Genomic DNA, 16,673 nt, shown 5'->3' with positions numbered 1-16,673 from the left:
ATTATCATGTGTTTTTTCTATATTAACATGCATAAAGGATTATTATATCTCCAGACGCGTTCTCAATGCTTTGACATAATTTCGGCTGACAGAAAGCATTTCTTTTCTTCCCTGAATCTGCAGCTGGTATGCACCATTGAACCATGGTGTCAGCCGCGTAACATATTCCAAGTTTACGAGAAAGCTTTTATGGATGCGAAAAAACCCGTAGCCTGTCAATCTGCTTTCTAAATCCTTTAGTGGTGTTTTGGTTTCATATTCACCTGTTTTTGTGATTAGTTTTGTGAGCTTATCATCTCTTACGATATAGAAGATATCTTTAGGCTCTAGATAATAGATTTCCCGATCTGATTCCACTGCCAATTTTCCTGCAGGCCTTTCGTTTTCAGGATCAAATAAGGAAGAGAATTTTTTTTCAATCCGATGAATGGTATCTTGCAGCTGCTCTTCATCATAGGGCTTCAATAGGTAATCAATTGCATTAAAGCGGAAGGCCTCCACCGCAAATTGAGGATAGGCAGTGGTAAAAACGACTAAGGGAACTTTCTTTAATTCCGAGAAAGCTTTCGCTGCTTCCATACCATTTATTCTCGGCATTTCTATATCCAGAAAGACTACATCAGGTTGGAGATGCAGCGCTTTCACAATTGCAGCCTCTCCTGTTTCTGCTTCATCGACAATCTGGATAAATGGGAAAGCTCTTAGTAAATGCTTTAACTCATCCCTGCTGTACGGTTCATCATCGACGATGAGTGTTCGGATGTTTGGCTCCATTTTTGTTCAACCTCCGCGTAAGGGATGGAAAAGGAAATTTCCGTTCCAACCCCCAGTTCACTTTTTATTTTAAGCGAAGCTTCCTCACCATACACGCCTGTCAGCCTGCGGTTTACATTATAGAGGGCCAACCCTGTTCCACTCGGGGAATCGAGAGGCACTTTACAAACCTGCTTCATCCGCTCCGGGCTCATTCCGTTGCCATTGTCGCGCACTGTTACGCTGGTGGAACCGTTATGGGCAGAAATGATGATTTTGACGATGCAGAAACTTTGTTTGTCCTTGATGCCGTGTTTAATCGAATTCTCGACAATCGGCTGAAGCGTGAGCGGAGGGATACTTTGCAGCAGAGTAGGCTCTTCAATCTCATAAATCACTTTAAGTTTATTTTCAAACCTGGCTTCTTCTATTGCTAGATACGCCTTCACATGGTTAAGCTCCTGCTCCAGTGTTGTTAGGTTTTGAGTCGTGACAGAAAGATTTTGCCGAAGAAAATGCGAAAGATAGACTAGCAATTTTCTGGCTTTAGCCGGATTAAGGCGAATAAGTGAAAGTATGGTATTTAGTGTATTGAAAAGGAAATGAGGGCTAATTTGGGCTTGAAGCGCTTTGATCTCCGCTTCTTTTGCCAGCTGATAAGCCTGGTCCGACTGTGCAATTTCAAGCTGATTGCTCAGAAGGGAGCTAAGTCCTGAAATCAGTTCTATGATGACAGGGGTAATTTCCTTTTCTGTTTGAAAATAAAATTTTAACGTCCCAATGGTTTTTCCTCGTTGCTTTAAAGGGGCAATGACTGCAGCAGCCAGTTGGCAGCCATTCACCTGGCAATGAATCGAATCGTGATTGGCAGTTACAAGTCCCCCTTTTTGAATAGCTTCCCAAGTGGCATGGGTCTGAATTGGACTGTTGGCACGATGATGGTCATCACCGAGCCCGACATGTGCCAATATTTCGGTCAAGTTTGTTATGGCAACTGCGCTTGTATTAATTTCTTTATGGATGATATCGCTGACGGCATGTGCCGATTCGGCATTTAAACCGTTTCTTAGGTGAGGAAGTGTTTTTTTTATAATTAATAGTATCTTTTGGGCCTGGATGGCCCCGGCTTTTTCCTCTTCGTTAATGACGTTTCGTATGATTAGCAAAAATAAAGCACTTCCTAGACCGTTGGCCAATATCATCGGGAGTCCGATGATTTCAACTAATGATAATGCTTTTTCAAAAGGGCGGGATAGAAGCAAAATAATCATCATCTGGATGGTTTCGGCAAGGGCCCCGATTAGAAAGGCAGACTCGAGTTTAACATGCTTATTTTTTCGATAAAAAAGAGCGGACAGGATTCCTGAGAGGATAGTGGCCAGACCGCATGATAGTGAAGTAAAACCACCAAGTGTAAATCGATGCAGGCCGGCTATCAATCCAGCGCCTAAGCCAACTTTGTAACCTCCTAGGAGCCCAGCTAACACTACACCGATTACACGGGAATTGGCAATTGCTTCATCAGATGTCAGCCCAGAGGTCCAGCGATTGATTTGCAAAGTGTCAGGGTTAAGGGTTAATCCACTGTATGTGCCGATTATTCCAAAAAAGCCAAAAAACATAATTGCAGTAAATTGCTGTTTACGCCTTAATTGCTCCTGATAGATCATATCTCGGAAAAATTTCAGGCGTGTCAAGATGAATGCAATCGTCACCAAGATCCCCAAGCGCTCAATCATCGTGACCAAAAGTTCAAACATTGGCTCATTTCTCCCTCGCCGCATGATTTTTGATAGTTTAATTGTATCAATATTTTTAAAATTGGTAAATTATTGGAGCCTTGCAAATAAATTGTATAAGGTTCCAGGCACAATGAGAGAATATTGGCGATGATGGCCAATATGCAGGAAAAAGAAGTCAAAAGAATCAATGATTACATAGCTATAGGGGGATGTTATGGAACTATCTTTGTTAATGGAATACGGATGGGTTCTAATTATTTTGATTTTTTTAGAAGGGTTATTACCCGCGGATAATGCTCTAGTACTGGCGATCATGGCGAAACATTTGCCGGAAGGCCAACAAACCAAAGCGATCAATATGGGGCTCTTATTTGCGTTTCCTTTTCGGGTTGGTGCCATCTTTATCATTTCGTATCTATTCGATGTATGGGTGGGGATCAAACTTTTAATGCATACTCTTGCACTTACTGCTTTACATTTCATGCCTCATGGTTTTATTGAAGGACTTATTTGGAATAGTGTTTTTTGGACAGTCATGCTTCTTATCGCAATAGGAGGCTGGTTTTTATCAAAGAATAAAGCAGGTTGGGGTGGGAACCGCTAGGCTGCTGCTGATTCCAGCATTAGCTTTTAATTCATTGAAAATTTATTATTATTTTGCTATTCCGTCCATTTTGCAAACGCTTTCATTATGCTTAGTTAAGAGTATAATAAAGGTATCAGGAACCCAATAACTCAAAAGTGGGAGGAAGCATCCATGCTTACTGAATTTTTATTTGAATTAAAAAATTGGCTGTTTGCTGAGTCAATCGATGAGACTCTGGAATTTGAAAGGCTAGAATCCAAGCATACACGAGTCCACCATGATGATGATGTTTTTGAAAGAATTCGAGTTCATTAAAATTATTGTAAGCCTTCTTCTTTGAGAGGGCTTCTTTTTTATTTTAGTGGAAAGCAGCCCATTATGAAGTTGAACAATACCCGAGGGTATTCTTTGAAAAAAAAAAGGAAGGGGGAGGCTTTAATTGGTGTTTTTAAAAAAGAGGGAATAGTCGCTATTGGGGGTATTAATAGAGATCCGTATTCAAACGACCCCCTAATTGGAAGGTTAAGAAGGTTTTATGCAGCAGAAGCTTTTCGAAGAAGCGCAGTAGGAACAGTTTTGTTAAATTTACTCATTTTAAAGGCAAAATCTTATTATAAAGTTCTAGTATTGCATACCGTTACATTGATTGCAGATAAATTTTATTATTCATTTGGCTTCCAAAGGCAATCGACCTATCCAAACTCTACACACTATTTAAAACTTTAACAGAAAAATGCAATGGTTTTTCTAATGTGTCACTGCCAGGGACATCATTTTTATATAGTTCAGAATATTAATTCAAATTTGACTGTCAATAAAAAGGATGGATCTCAAAGATTCATCCTTTTATTGACCCCATTAGAGGATCGTATTTCAATTATCGTATTAACGGATTGCTCCGTGTGGCAAGAAAGCGTGGACCCCTTTGACCTGATTGACCACTTGTGTGACACGTAAGTCAACTGCGGCGCTTGCCAATGCCATAGCTTCTGCTTTCTCAATGCTATAAAACTCTTGCATGAGTTCGACCATGGCATTCAGGGCTGCGGCAGCAGCGGCATTTAAGTCTTCATTAAAGCCGAAAGTGATCCAGCCTGATGGAGTTTTGGCTCTAGGCATGGTTAATTGCTGGCCTTCATGGACAATTAATGTAAAATCGACTAAGTCCATTGGGCATTCAATTGCTGTCCCAGAGACTTCGCCATCACCCTGAAGAGCATGCCCGTCTCCAATGGAAAAGAGGGCGCCTTCAACAGCTACCGGTAAAAACAGACTGCTTCCTTTAACCAATTCCTTGCAATCAATATTACCGCCGCAATAACGTGGCGGTGTTGTAGTATGGACTCCCGATTCTGCAGGGGCAACTCCCATTAGCCCAATAAACGGGCTAAGACCAACATGGAACGATTTTTGGCCAATTTGGCATGTGCCGGTCATAGTAGTGGGATTTAGCTCCCAATCTACCTGAACTCGTTCAATATCGGAAATTCCTACACTGTCATTTTGCCAGTTTTTGATCCCGCCAGCCCAATTGCGTCCATACCATCCAGGGACAATATCATTTAACTTGATTTCTAGCACCGTACCTGGCTTTGCGCCGCGTACCGCAATCGGCCCAAGCATCGGATGGCCTGGTTTTGCTTCCTTCTCCCGAGACTGGTAAACGGCTCTTTCCTCTCCTTTAGAACTGGAATAGCCCCACTGAATATCCAGCGTAGTCAACTGAACCGTATCCCCTGAATCAACCGTCAAAACAGGCTGGTAATCCTTACAGAATGATCCATGCAAATTTCTTTCATCAACCGCTAACCTATGTAACACTGATGCTCACTCCTGTAGAAAATATAGTATATTTAAAAAATTTACAATATTAATATAACACTTCTTGGACGAGAAGCAAAGCTGGGGACAGTCCCCCGTCTAATTAACGCGGCAGCTCAGTAAAGGCGAGGGGGTCGTCCGCGATGGATATGATTTCTATTAACATGGTAAAATAGTGTAATAGGCTGGAAACGGCTGGATGTACCTTTAGAGGGGGGAATGGATAATGAAGACTTATCAATCGAGAATGGAAATTCCTGAGCATGAAAAGTGGAATTTTCAGGATATTTATTGTTCATTAGAAAAGTGGGAAGAGGATTATCAGGCCATTGAAGGCATGATTAGTAAGATTAAGAAATACGATGGTGCTATTCATGATGGGACATCGCTATATCTATATTTATCAGCAAAGGAACAATTATCGGCTAAATTTAATCTTGTATATGTATATGGAATGCTGCAGGCAGATGTGGATACAAGGGATACGGCAGCACAGTCATTGGTCGACCGAGCGAAGCAGCTTGCTGTCAAAATCAGTGCGGCGTCTTCGTTTTTTATGCCATTTCTCTTAGGGCTAGAGGAAAGCACATTAAAGGAATATATAGAACGGGAACCCCGTTTGAAGTATTATGAAGAAGATTTGCTCGATACCTATCGTTATAAAAAACATGTCCTTACCAAGGAACAGGAAGAAGTACTATCCAATCTGGGAGAAGCCCTTTCGGCACCAAGCCAAACCTACAATATGCTTAATAACGCCGACATCCAATTTGGTGAAGTCACATTGGAGGATGGCAGTAAAGTCGAATTAACGAGGGGGATGTACTCCAAGTGGATTGAGGACGAGGACCGCAGGAAACGTCAAGAAGCCTATAAAGCCTATTACAAACCGTATTTACAGTTAAAGAATGCGATTGCCTCAACCCTCGCAGCAAATATCAAAACCAATGTTAGCTTATCACGGCTGAGAAAATATCCGTCAGCACTGGAAAAAGGTTTATTTGGTGACATGGTGCCAAAGCAAGTCTATGAAAATTTAATAGAGGCAGCCAAAGCGAATATTGGTCCGTTGCATCAGTATAGTGAGCTTCGAAAAACTAAATTGGGTGTAGAGGAATTACGTCAATACGACCTCAATGTTCCATTGACTGAAGGTGTGAAGTGGGAGATTTCTTATGATGAAGCCTTTGATATTATCCTAGAGGCATTAGCACCGCTTGGGGAGGATTATGTCAATACCCTTAAAACTTTTAAAGAAGCTCGTTATATAGATGTCCGGGAAACGCCGGGGAAACGCTCAGGTGCCTATAATTTAGGCGTTTACGGAGTCCATCCATTTGTCTTATTGAACCAAAACGATGATTTAGACAGCATGTTTACCATGGCTCACGAGCTTGGTCATGCCATGCACTCTTATTATTCAAGCAAGCATCAGCCTAGAATTTCCGCGGGGTACAGTATCTTTGTGGCGGAGGTGGCTTCAACCGTCAACGAGGTTTTGTTAATTCATTACTTGCTAGAAAAGCAAACAGACAATCAGAAGCGGAAACATTTGTTGAATCATTTTATTGATCAATTTAAAGGGACCTTCTTTACCCAGGTTATGTTTGCCGAGTTTGAAAAAATCACTCATGAATTGGCGGAAGCAGGCAAGCCGCTGAATGTGGAAGCATTCAATCAGGTTTACGAATCCTTGTTCCGGGAATACCAAGGAGATGTTGTGGTATTTGATGAGGAAGTCAAATATGGATGGTCAAGAATTCCGCATTTCTACCGGCCGTTCTATGTGTATAAATATGCTACCGGTTACGCTTCAGCAATTCACATTGCAGAAAGGCTCCTAGCTGGCGAAAAAGGTATAAAAGCTTCATATTTAGACTTCCTGAAAAGCGGAAGCTCAGACTATCCGCTAGAACTTCTAAAGAAAACAGGGGTAGACCTCACCACCCCAGAACCAATTGCCAACGCATTAAACCGATTCAAACAACTAGTAACAGAATTCGCAGAAATTCTCTAAACAAATTGGCAACATCCGAGCAATACAGTAACTCTTTAATATCGAAGGGGACAGTCCCCCATTGTATTAATGCTTTACCACAGCGAAGGACTGTCCCTTTCTTTCCTTTATTTCATTATTGTTTCACCGTGCAGCAGGATTTTTAGTTGTTGTTTAGGGAGCTGCTGCTGGTCCCATGCTTTTAGCAGGCGTTCGAGTGCTTCGGGTCCGGTGTCGTCGGCGAGGCGGTAAGTACCGTAATGCATTGGGACGAAGCGGCTGGCTCCCAGTTCCATAAATGCCTTGACGCTGTCTTCGGGCGAGATATGGGAGACGGCCATAAACCATTCGGGCTCATAGGCGCCGATTGGCATAAATACAGTATCAATTTGATTGAACCGTTCCGCGATTAGTTTAAACCCTCTAAAGTAACCTGTATCTCCAACAAAATAATAGGTTTCTTGCTGAGATTCAAAAATCCAGCCGCCCCAGTGGGAGGTATTGATATCCCAAAGCGATCGCCGTGTCCAGTGCTGGGCAGGTACAAAATGAACGGTTAAACCTCCAAACTCTGCACTTTCCCACCAATTGAATTCTTTCACTTTATGATAGCCCTTCCTGACAAAAAGGGACTTTAATCCAACCGGTACAAAATATTGCGGATTACCTTTCAGCTTCTTTAATGTAGGAAAATCAAGATGATCATAATGCCCATGTGAGATGACGACTAGATCGATATCTGGAATGTCAGCCAGGGCAATCCCCGGTTCTGTTAACCGTTTCTCAAACCCCATCCGCTTGGCCCACACGGGATCCGTTAAAATGTTCAGTCCGTTCATTTGAATCAAAAATGTTGAATGCCCAATCCAAGTGTAAGCCGTCCGGCTTCTGTTTTGTTGTACCTCTTGGATCCTTTTGTCAGGGTATTGCCCAATATTCACCGATAAATCCTTAACCTTGCTCTTTCTTTCCCTTTGCCACTTTCTCATATCATTAAAAGATTTATCGTTCGTTATATGATCCAAATTCTCATATCGCTTCATACGGTCCACCCTAGTCACAGGAATAATAGTTTGATAAAAGTATAGCAAATAAACCATTTTAACCGCAAAAATAATCAATTCCTGCATCGAAAAGCGGCATTAGTTGATCCATATAGAATATTTGCCTTCGTTTTAGCAAATAATTCCTAATGTAACCATTGGGGAAACAAACTGAATGCTCCAAATGACAAATAAACCGCGGAATCATTGGCTAACTATGAGGAAAATACCACTTTTGTTAACAAATCTTAAAAATTCGCCCGCCGTTTCACCCAGTTTATTGCGTTCATTAAAGCTGCCTTACAAAACAATGATAACAGTAAGTTCGACAATATTTGGAAAAAGGACAGTTTATAATATATTTTGCAACGGTTAAAAAGTCTGTGAATGGAGGTTTCATAAAGTGAACGAGTTACTTCACGAAGCTGTCCAGGAAAGAAGACAAACCTTGATTGACCAGCTCATCCAAATGGGGGTGTTTAAAATCAATAATAAGCACCTTTATGAGATGTCTTTGAGTGAACTAGAAGAGGAATATCAAGTTATTAATTCTCCTGACAAATGTCAGCCGGCAGCGCCATAATATACTTAGAATAAAGGAAGCGTCATGCTTCATCCTTAAATCCTAACATATAACCAGCTTGCAAAAGCCGCCCGATTCACTCCGGGCGGCTTTACATATAAGGAATTGTTATTTATTTTCTGAATTAAAACTCAGGGAAGAAATATATTCCTTAGAAAAACGAATCAACCGATTATAAATCGGCACCCAAACCTTTTCAGTCATTTTGACGGCATAGGAAATCACATTTCCAAGAATGGCGCTGCCCAATATATCGAATGGATAATGCTGACCCATCCAGATTCGGGAAAAACCTACTAAAAATGATAGCAAAGAAAGACCTATTCCTGCCATTCGGTGATACACATAGACCACTGCTGATAGAGCAAATGCCAGTACCGTATGCTTACTTGGGAAAGAGGAATTGTTTTTAGAGGGAACTGGAGGCAATAAATAAACTCCGTGTTTTAAAAACGGTCGTTTCCGGTTGAACATTAGTTTAAGTAGAACACTGACCAAATAGGCGACCACAAAAGATACACTGGCAGAACGCAGCAACTTTTTATTGGCCTTTCTTGGGCTGACAAGGTATACAAATACCAATAAGTAAACAAACCGGGAACGTCTTGAAATCATTACCATCAGCCAATCAGTGATGTGAGAGTGCCCAGCCATTTGATTTATTGCCTTAAATAGTAAGTAGTTCATGCTATATCATCCTATTCTCTAACATAACAAAAATATCGTGTCCTAAAAAAGGTGAAAATATGCATATCGGATAAAACAGAGTGCAGGCAGCAGCTAGATGGCTGTATAGAATTAGAAAAGCATAAGGATCCTCCTAGTTATTATAGGTACTTATTTGTAGTCCGCGGTCCTCCTGCCATTCTGCATAAAAGATTTCTTTATAGTTTTTTATATTTTTTTTCGATAACTGATCTTTAAGCCATTCCTCATTGTGACCTGTCTCTTTAAGGTTCTGTTCCACCAGGTTTCCATCCAAGATCACAGCAATAGGGAGGTTGACAGGCTTGGCGGGGATGCTTAGATCCTGCTTGGTAGGGGCGCCGTACTTATGCTTCGGCACTACACTGATTTCGCCATCTCGCTCCAAAATGACATATTCTGCCTCATAAATGGAAAAATATCCTTTTTTTCTCATGAGCTGCTGGAACTCATTTAGATCCATTTTGTTTTTCTTAATGTTCTTATAAACAATCCGTCCTTTATAAACTAAGAAGGAGGGTGTGCCTTCTAAAAATGATCTGAGGAAGGCAGACTTTTGTGTTAATAGTTCCACACAATAAATGAGCAAACCCCAAATGGCAATACTAAAAAGAATTTCCCCTAATCCGGTCTTTTCATCAAAGGCAGCATCACCCACGAGATTGCCCATTACCATTCCCGTGATAAAGTCAAAGGGAGTTATCTGTGAAAACTGAAGTCTGCCCAGCAGTTTTAAAACAAGAAGAAGGGCCACAAATCCTACAATTAATTCCAAGGCTAAATCTTTATACAAATGAATCTCCTCCGCACACCGTATTTTGTTATATTTTTTGTATTATTGTTGCCAGGATTTCATTTACATAACAGACTGATTCCATTCTTTTTGATATGGATAAGGGGAACTCTAAACGAGGGAATGCATAGTCTGCAAAAAGGAAAGCAAACTATAATTGATAGTGGTTCAAAATTACATATTTGGTGGTGTAATGATGGCAAAAAATAAGAATAATCAGCCAAAAAAGAGTAAGCGGGCTTTGCCAAAAACAGATGTTGAATTTGCTCAAACTGGATTGGAAAGTGTAGCATTGAAGGCGCAAGAAAGACCCGGAAAATAAAACTGCCCAAAAAGAAAGGCCGCAAATTTTGCGGCCTTTCTTTTTGATAAAATGTCCAAACATTGCTGCTTAAGGATATCCTTTTAGCAGCCTTCATGATGGGAATAAGAACGATCCTATCGTTCAAAAAACTAGAATAGTTTGCTGAATCAAATTGATTTCATTTTTAAGTAATACCATACCATATTCGTAAATTTATGTACCTGTGATTCTAATGGCGTTTCGTGAAATAATTGGTTGAACGGTTTCAATAAAGGTTGAAGGACAACCTTTCGTACCCGGTCTCTTTGTAATTCTTCCATAATGACATCAAATAAATCCTGCTGCTCTTCATTGAATTTATACTGGTTCTGAAGCTGATTGGCTAATTCCTTTAATTCCTCGGTGGTTACCATTTTTTTATCAACATTGGTGCGCAATAAATCAATGGCCGAATAATTTAACATTGTTCTATTATTCTCGATCATATTAGGCAGGATCAATTCAATATACGAAAGAATCGCATCGACTAATTGATGTAAGGAATATGGACTATTTGTAATTTTGATTGTAAAAAGCATATGCTGAAGCATGCCATAAAACAATACGGTTGCTTCAAACGCGTAATCCCGAATCTCTTCTCCGAAAACCTCAATTAAACGATTAGCCAGCCATTCCATTTCATAAACCCGATGCTGCAGGACTAATTTTTTCAGTTCTGATTCATTGGAATGCAATATGGCCTCAAACAAGGCACTTAAGTTCCGTTCCTCATTTAGACGAATCAAAATCGTTATTTGCTCGATAAAGACTTGGCGGTCCTTCTTATCTTTTCCGACTTGTACCGCAATTCTCTGCTGGCTGGCATCATAGCGGAGGATTTCCAATATGTCGGCGATGCAGTCATTTTTTGAAGTGAAATAATTGTAGAATGTTCCTTTTGAAATATTGGCTTTATCAATAATTTCCTGTATAGAGGTTTGCTGAATTCCTTTTTCAACAAAAAGCTTTAAGGCGATGTCCGCTACTTTTCTTTTTCGATTATTCATGCCATCCTCCTGTCGAACCCTATATATCCAGTATAGAGCGCAATGGAATGAAAAACAATCTTTTTATACATTAGGTATAAAGTTATTGATTGTTTTATACTTTGAGTATAAAATAAGTCAGGTGGAAATCAATTATGGAAAACAAGAGGGGAAGAGAAATATGGATTCAGCTTTACAACCAAAAAAATCACCCTATTTAATGATTGTGATTTTATTTGTGGGTGCATTTGTCTCGTTTTTAAATAACTCATTATTAAATGTAGCATTGCCATCGATTATGAAAGATTTGGAGATTGCGGATTACTCTACTGTGCAATGGCTGTCTACAGGCTATATGCTTGTCGGTGGTGTATTAGTTCCGGCATCTGCCTTTTTAATCACACGGTTTACTAATCGTGGTTTGTTTATTACCTCCATGGCAATTTTTACTTTAGGAACCGCCTTAGCCGCTTTTGCGCCTAACTTTGGTGTATTGCTTGCAGGGAGGATGATTCAGGCGGCCGGTTCTTCGGTTATGGGACCTCTGCTAATGAACATTATGTTAGTCAGCTTCCCACGAGAAAAGCGCGGTGCCGCAATGGGGATCTTTGGTCTTGTCATGATTACGGCGCCAGCCATTGGCCCGACCCTATCAGGTTATATCGTAGAATACTACGACTGGCGTGTCCTTTTTGAAATGATACTGCCATTAGCAGTAATAAGTTTAATCTTGGCAGTTTGGAAACTTGACAATGTGATGGAGCAAAATAAGAAGGCAACAGTCGATTACTTGTCAGTTATTTTATCTTGTATTGGTTTTGGCGGCCTATTATATGGCTGCAGTACAGCCAGTTCAGACGGCTGGACAGATGGAGTAGTTTTAACTACCTTAATTGTTGGCGGTCTGGCATTAATCACCTTCATTATCCGTCAATTAAAATTGGATAAACCATTATTAGATTTACGCGCTTACAAATACCCAATGTTCGCTCTTGCATCCGTTATTGCCATTGTTAACGCAGTGGCTATGTTCTCAGGCATGATTTTAACGCCAGCCTATGTACAAAGTGTCCGCGGTATTTCTCCGCTGGATTCAGGATTGATGATGCTGCCTGGTGCGGTCGTGATGGGAATTATGTCGCCAATTACTGGAAAATTGTTTGACAAATTTGGTCCGAGGCTTTTAGCAGTAGTCGGACTCGTGATTACGGCGATTTCCACTTATATGCTCGCACACCTGCAAATCGATTCTAGTTATGCTTATATTATCCTTATCTATTCATTGCGTATGTTTGGTATGTCGATGGTTATGATGCCAATTATGACAAATGGTTTGAACCAGTTGCCAACCCGGTTAAACCCGCACGGCACAGCCATTAATAATACTGCACAACAAGTAGCTGGTTCTATCGGGACCGCTGTTCTGGTTACAATCATGAACACTGTAACCAAATCAGAAGCTAAAGATTTGATGAGCACTATTGATCCAGCAACATTAACTGCCGCGTCTACTGCTGCTTTAACTCAAAAGGCTTTATTAGCGGGCATCCAATATTCGTTCTACGTCACGTTCTTTATTAACATTATTGTCCTAATCATGGCGTTATTCGTGAAACGTGTCGATACAAATGAAGAAGCTGTTAGTAAATTAGAAGAACAAAATAAGACAGCTTCAGAGCCGGCCATTAACTAATTAAATAAATAACGATCGAAAAAAGCTTGATAATGCATCCAAAGTATTTTCAAGCTTTTTTTTTGCCTCATATGGCAAAATTTAAATTCAATACGCATGATTATCCTTTGGAAATTTTGTAACAATAACTTAAAAAAGAAAAAGGAGTGGTTAATTTTGTTTGGGTTTTTAGCTTTTATAGGATTTATTGGTTTTTTAGTTTTTATTGTATTAGGTATTGTCTCCATTTTTAAAAAGAACGGAAAAACAAAAAAACGATTCGGCATCGCACTAATTTTATTCGTCTTATTTATTATTGGAGCGGTTAATTCTGGTTCAACAGATACAACGGAAACAAAAGATGAGGTCAAAGAAGACAGTGCAAAGAAGCAAGAAACGAGGAAGGACCCTTCTACTCTCGCTGAGGTCCAAGCAGCTATTACGAAAGGCATGTCCGATCAGGATTTTAAAAAAGCTAGAAATAACCTGGAGGTCGAACAGCCTAAAAGCATATCTGTTGGTAATGGAAATGTGGGCTATGTCTTGCAGGCGAAAGATGGAATACTCGTTGCATCAACTGATGGCAACACCATTTTTGATGTAGCCACTTTCACGACTATGGAGGAAGTGGACCAGTATGAGAAAGACAAGCTGGCTCAAGCTGAAGCTTCCAAAAAGGAACAAGCTCAGAAGGAATATGAAGCATCCAAAATCCAATTAAATGGCAGTGGTGATGCTTCAACGGATCTGTTCAAATTAGAGAAGGGATTTGCAGTTTTTGAGGGCTCGCATAATGGAAGTGACAATTTTATCGTAAAGCTCCAGAATGAAAATGGGAGCAATATTGATCTGCTTGTCAATGAAATCGGAAATTACAAAGGTAAAACATTTGCCCAAATTCCATCTGATGGAAATTATTACTTAAATATCAATGCGGGTGGAGCCTGGAACTTCAGCATATCACAGCAGCCTCCAGTTGACATCCCGAAGGTGCCTTCGACTCTGCAAGGATCTGGTGACGACGTTGTTTTCTTTAATGCCGAGAGCGGAAATTATAAATTCAGCTTTACTCATCAAGGGGAGGGCAATTTTATTGTAAAATTAAATGGCTCCGGTTTAATGGTAAATGAAATTGGCGCGTACACTGGTTCCATGCGGCAAAGACTTAACACCGATGGTTATTACTTGCTGCAAATTGCAGCGGATGGGCCTTGGACAGTAACAATTGAAAAATAATACAATGGAATGGGGAGGAATACATCCCTTTTTCAGCGTAATCAAAAGTAATACGTAACGAACAAAGACCTAATCAATCATCTAGGTCTTTGTTTTATGTCGATAAAGCTCTAAGAATAACCCATTTTTGAGAAAGAGAAAAACCAATTTTACTTGTAGGTCGTCTAATGGGTGAAGGGAGCACGAGCAGGTGGAAGAAAAATTACTGGAATACATAATGATCAATGACCGGGAAGCGGTTATTGAACAGCTGATGGAAGTACATGGACAAAATTTATTGCATCTTGTTTATTCCTATGTAAGGAATAAAGAATTAGCTCAAGATCTAACGCAGGAAATTTTTGTAAAATGCTACCAAAAATTAGATCAATACAATCAAAAGTCATCATTAAAAACATGGCTGTGGAGAATCGCCATTAACCATTGCAAAGATTATTTGAAAAGCTGGCACTACAGACACATCGTCGTATCTGAAGCGAAAGCGATGGAGGGAAGGAGCCAAAAGGAAGCTGTCGAAAACCAGGTTATTCAAAAATATGAGGACGAACAGCTCTCCTATGCAGTCATGCAACTGCCCGACACTTATAGGGAAGTTATCTATTTGTATTATTTTGAGGATCTGTCCATCAAAGAAATATCATATTTGACCAAAAACAATCAAAATACGATCAAAACAAGACTTAAGCGGGCAAAGCAATTATTAAAAGAAAGCTTGGAGGCTAAATCACATGGATAAGCGGTTAAAGAACTTAAAAAACGCTTTGAAAAATACGGTTCTTAATGATTTGGATTTTACCGAGGGCATGAAAAATAACATTAGAAATCAGATAATGGGACGGGAGAAGTCCTCTGATGATGCGATCCTTTTTGCGGTCCTGCAATTGCTTGTGCAACAGAAAACGGGGTTTGAGTTAAGCAGATTGATTCGGGCGCGGGGAATCGAGCGGTTTGAACAAGAGGAAGGTTTCTTGTATATGCTCTTGCATCGGCTTGAACAAAAAGGCTATATCCAATCGTCATGGGCAGATGAGGAGGTCAAATATTATCAGCTAAACAGCAAAGGAAGAAAGCTTTTAGGAAAAGGGGAGGAGAATGAATACCAAGGCAGGACCGTCTTGCATGAACTGCTTGAGGGGGGATGGGGATGAATAAATTATCACAAAGTTTTTTGCAGGAAGTATTGCTCAACATCAAGTCTAAAGAGGCGAAGGAGTTGGTGCGCAAAGAACTGACGTATCATTTAGAGCAAGCAAAGCTGGAAATGTTGTCCAAGGGTATATCAGAAGAGGAGGCCGAGGAAAAGGCAGTCCATAACATGGGTAATCCCAATAAACTTGGCCATCACTTCAATAAGCTGTATCGCCCAAAAATGGATTGGATTTTACTTTCTCTTTTCTTGATTGCAATTTTGATGGGGTTACTTCCTCAACTGCACGTGCAGGACCAATACACTGGAAATTTTTTATTGAAACAATCCATTTATATTTTACTGGGAGTTGTGGTGGCGTTAGTTGTCATGGTTATAGATTACCGCAAAACTGAAAGATTGGGGTGGTATTTTCTTGCCCTTGGTTCATTCATTTTGCTGGCATTAATCTTTACACCCAATGTCATCATTAATGGAGAGCGATTTATTGAATTTGCGGGGTTTGCCATTAGCGGCACGACCGTTTTACCCATCTTATTAATGTTCTGGGCTTCTTACTCGTCAAAGAAAAAGGCAAATATAGTTGTCATCTTTAGTGTATATATAGTTACGGTTTTCATGTTTACGCTATTGCCAAGCCTTACTGATGCAGCAATTTATAGTGTGTTCTTACTGATTCTATTTATTTTTAGTGGAAATAAACGAATGGTAATTTATTCAACGGTTGGCATAAGTCTTGGCTTGCTTGCCGCCTTTACAGCGCTGCTTTGGTTTACAGCAAAAGATTATCAACTCGTGCGGATATTCGCCTTTTTACATCCTGAAGACTATGCAGATAATGCAGGATACACCTACATAAAGGTAAGGGAATTAATTACAGAAGGAGGATGGTTCGGCCAACAAAAGCCAAAGTATGTGCCGGAGATAATGACAGATCTAGCTTTTGCTAATATTACATATTATTATGGATGGCTTGTGGCTGGATTTTTGTTGATTGTATTTGTATCACTGTTAACAAGAATGCTGATTGTCTCTAGACAGATAAGGGATCGGTATGGTAAACAGCTTATGGTTGCGGTGTGTTCGTTATTCTCCATTCAATTTTTGTATAATGTTGGAATGGTATTTGGATTCCTTCCTATTATCTCCATCTCGCTGCCCTTTATTAGCTATGGAATGACCCCGACGATATTAAACTCGCTCCTAATCGGGATCGCATTAGGTGTATATCGTCGAAAGAATATTGTTAGGATTGATGTTTAAACGT

The 16,673-nt window shown here is 40.1% G+C and carries 17 protein-coding genes and 1 pseudogene; 11 read left to right on the top strand and 7 right to left on the bottom strand.

Annotated features, from left to right (window positions below; all coding sequences use genetic code 11):
* Positions 1-42: 42 nt before the first annotated feature.
* Positions 43-774 carry a LytR/AlgR family response regulator transcription factor gene (locus tag NFS43_RS06905; protein ID WP_251550810.1) on the bottom strand — a complete coding sequence of 244 codons (732 nt, stop codon included), beginning with the start codon at positions 772-774 and terminating at the stop codon, positions 43-45.
* Positions 714-2,513: a sensor histidine kinase gene (locus NFS43_RS06900; protein ID WP_251550808.1), complete on the bottom strand. Its 1,800-nt coding sequence runs from the start codon at positions 2,511-2,513 to the stop codon at positions 714-716. The genes NFS43_RS06905 and NFS43_RS06900 overlap by 61 nt, the downstream gene beginning before the upstream one ends.
* Before the next feature lie 196 nt (positions 2,514-2,709).
* On the opposite strand from NFS43_RS06900, the pseudogene NFS43_RS06895 reads away from it, so the two are divergent.
* From NFS43_RS06895 to NFS43_RS06885, 3 genes and pseudogenes are all read left to right on the top strand, one after another.
* Positions 2,710-3,033: pseudogene (locus tag NFS43_RS06895) on the top strand (TerC family protein); the annotation flags it as partial.
* A 219-nt stretch (positions 3,034-3,252) separates the two neighbouring features.
* Positions 3,253-3,396 (top strand): hypothetical protein, encoded by a 144-nt coding sequence (locus NFS43_RS06890; RefSeq protein ID WP_251550805.1) that lies wholly within the window; start codon positions 3,253-3,255, stop codon positions 3,394-3,396.
* Positions 3,397-3,459: 63 nt separating this feature from the next.
* Positions 3,460-3,807, top strand: a complete 348-nt coding sequence (locus tag NFS43_RS06885; protein ID WP_251550803.1) for a GNAT family N-acetyltransferase — start codon at positions 3,460-3,462, stop codon at positions 3,805-3,807.
* Between the two features lie 159 nt (positions 3,808-3,966).
* Here the strand turns inward: NFS43_RS06885 and NFS43_RS06880 are convergent, their stop codons facing one another.
* Positions 3,967-4,902, bottom strand: a complete 936-nt coding sequence (locus NFS43_RS06880; RefSeq protein WP_251550801.1) for an acetamidase/formamidase family protein — start codon at positions 4,900-4,902, stop codon at positions 3,967-3,969.
* 226 nt (positions 4,903-5,128) lie between these two features.
* On the opposite strand from NFS43_RS06880, the gene pepF reads away from it, so the two are divergent.
* Positions 5,129-6,919: an oligoendopeptidase F gene (gene pepF / locus NFS43_RS06875; protein WP_251550799.1), complete on the top strand. Its 1,791-nt coding sequence runs from the start codon at positions 5,129-5,131 to the stop codon at positions 6,917-6,919.
* 107 nt (positions 6,920-7,026) lie between these two features.
* On the opposite strand, the gene NFS43_RS06870 is transcribed toward pepF, so the two are convergent.
* Positions 7,027-7,941: an MBL fold metallo-hydrolase gene (locus NFS43_RS06870; protein WP_251550856.1), complete on the bottom strand. Its 915-nt coding sequence runs from the start codon at positions 7,939-7,941 to the stop codon at positions 7,027-7,029.
* Positions 7,942-8,344: 403 nt separating this feature from the next.
* On the opposite strand from NFS43_RS06870, the gene NFS43_RS06865 reads away from it, so the two are divergent.
* Positions 8,345-8,524, top strand: a complete 180-nt coding sequence (locus tag NFS43_RS06865) for a Fur-regulated basic protein FbpA (RefSeq protein WP_251550797.1) — start codon at positions 8,345-8,347, stop codon at positions 8,522-8,524.
* 108 nt (positions 8,525-8,632) lie between these two features.
* On the opposite strand, the gene NFS43_RS06860 is transcribed toward NFS43_RS06865, so the two are convergent.
* Together NFS43_RS06860 and NFS43_RS06855 are read right to left on the bottom strand one after the other, a co-directional pair.
* Positions 8,633-9,211: a phosphatase PAP2 family protein gene (locus NFS43_RS06860; RefSeq protein ID WP_251550795.1), complete on the bottom strand. Its 579-nt coding sequence runs from the start codon at positions 9,209-9,211 to the stop codon at positions 8,633-8,635.
* 133 nt (positions 9,212-9,344) lie between these two features.
* The gene (locus NFS43_RS06855; protein WP_251550793.1) at positions 9,345-10,022 is read right to left on the bottom strand and encodes a DUF421 domain-containing protein; all 678 of its coding nucleotides are present in this window, start codon (positions 10,020-10,022) and stop codon (positions 9,345-9,347) included.
* Between the two features lie 196 nt (positions 10,023-10,218).
* On the opposite strand from NFS43_RS06855, the gene NFS43_RS24350 reads away from it, so the two are divergent.
* Positions 10,219-10,344 carry a hypothetical protein gene (locus NFS43_RS24350; protein WP_277613904.1) on the top strand — a complete coding sequence of 42 codons (126 nt, stop codon included), beginning with the start codon at positions 10,219-10,221 and terminating at the stop codon, positions 10,342-10,344.
* Between the two features lie 149 nt (positions 10,345-10,493).
* Here the strand turns inward: NFS43_RS24350 and NFS43_RS06850 are convergent, their stop codons facing one another.
* Positions 10,494-11,372: a TetR/AcrR family transcriptional regulator gene (locus tag NFS43_RS06850; RefSeq protein WP_251550791.1), complete on the bottom strand. Its 879-nt coding sequence runs from the start codon at positions 11,370-11,372 to the stop codon at positions 10,494-10,496.
* A 160-nt stretch (positions 11,373-11,532) separates the two neighbouring features.
* Between NFS43_RS06850 and NFS43_RS06845 the strand changes: the two genes are divergently transcribed.
* From NFS43_RS06845 to NFS43_RS06825, 5 genes are all read left to right on the top strand, one after another.
* The gene (locus tag NFS43_RS06845; RefSeq protein WP_251550789.1) at positions 11,533-13,044 is read left to right on the top strand and encodes an MDR family MFS transporter; all 1,512 of its coding nucleotides are present in this window, start codon (positions 11,533-11,535) and stop codon (positions 13,042-13,044) included.
* Between the two features lie 156 nt (positions 13,045-13,200).
* Entirely contained in the window at positions 13,201-14,259 is a 1,059-nt protein-coding gene (locus NFS43_RS06840; protein WP_251550787.1) for a hypothetical protein, read from the top strand.
* A gap of 190 nt (positions 14,260-14,449) precedes the next feature.
* Positions 14,450-14,995, top strand: coding sequence for a sigma-70 family RNA polymerase sigma factor (locus tag NFS43_RS06835; RefSeq protein ID WP_277613903.1), 546 nt, complete (start codon positions 14,450-14,452; stop codon positions 14,993-14,995).
* On the top strand, positions 14,988-15,407 hold the full coding sequence (locus tag NFS43_RS06830) for a PadR family transcriptional regulator (protein WP_251550786.1): 420 nt from the start codon (positions 14,988-14,990) through the stop codon (positions 15,405-15,407). Before NFS43_RS06835 ends, NFS43_RS06830 begins: the two co-directional genes overlap by 8 nt.
* Positions 15,404-16,669 (top strand): FtsW/RodA/SpoVE family cell cycle protein, encoded by a 1,266-nt coding sequence (locus NFS43_RS06825; RefSeq protein ID WP_251550784.1) that lies wholly within the window; start codon positions 15,404-15,406, stop codon positions 16,667-16,669. The genes NFS43_RS06830 and NFS43_RS06825 overlap by 4 nt, the downstream gene beginning before the upstream one ends.
* Positions 16,670-16,673 lie beyond the last annotated feature (4 nt).

This window comes from Neobacillus muris (assembly GCF_943193175.1).
In the GTDB taxonomy this organism is placed as follows: Bacteria; Bacillota; Bacilli; order Bacillales; family Cytobacillaceae; genus Neobacillus; species Neobacillus muris.
Note: the sequence above shows the minus strand (reverse complement) of the source record. Positions and strands in the feature narration are given on the sequence as shown.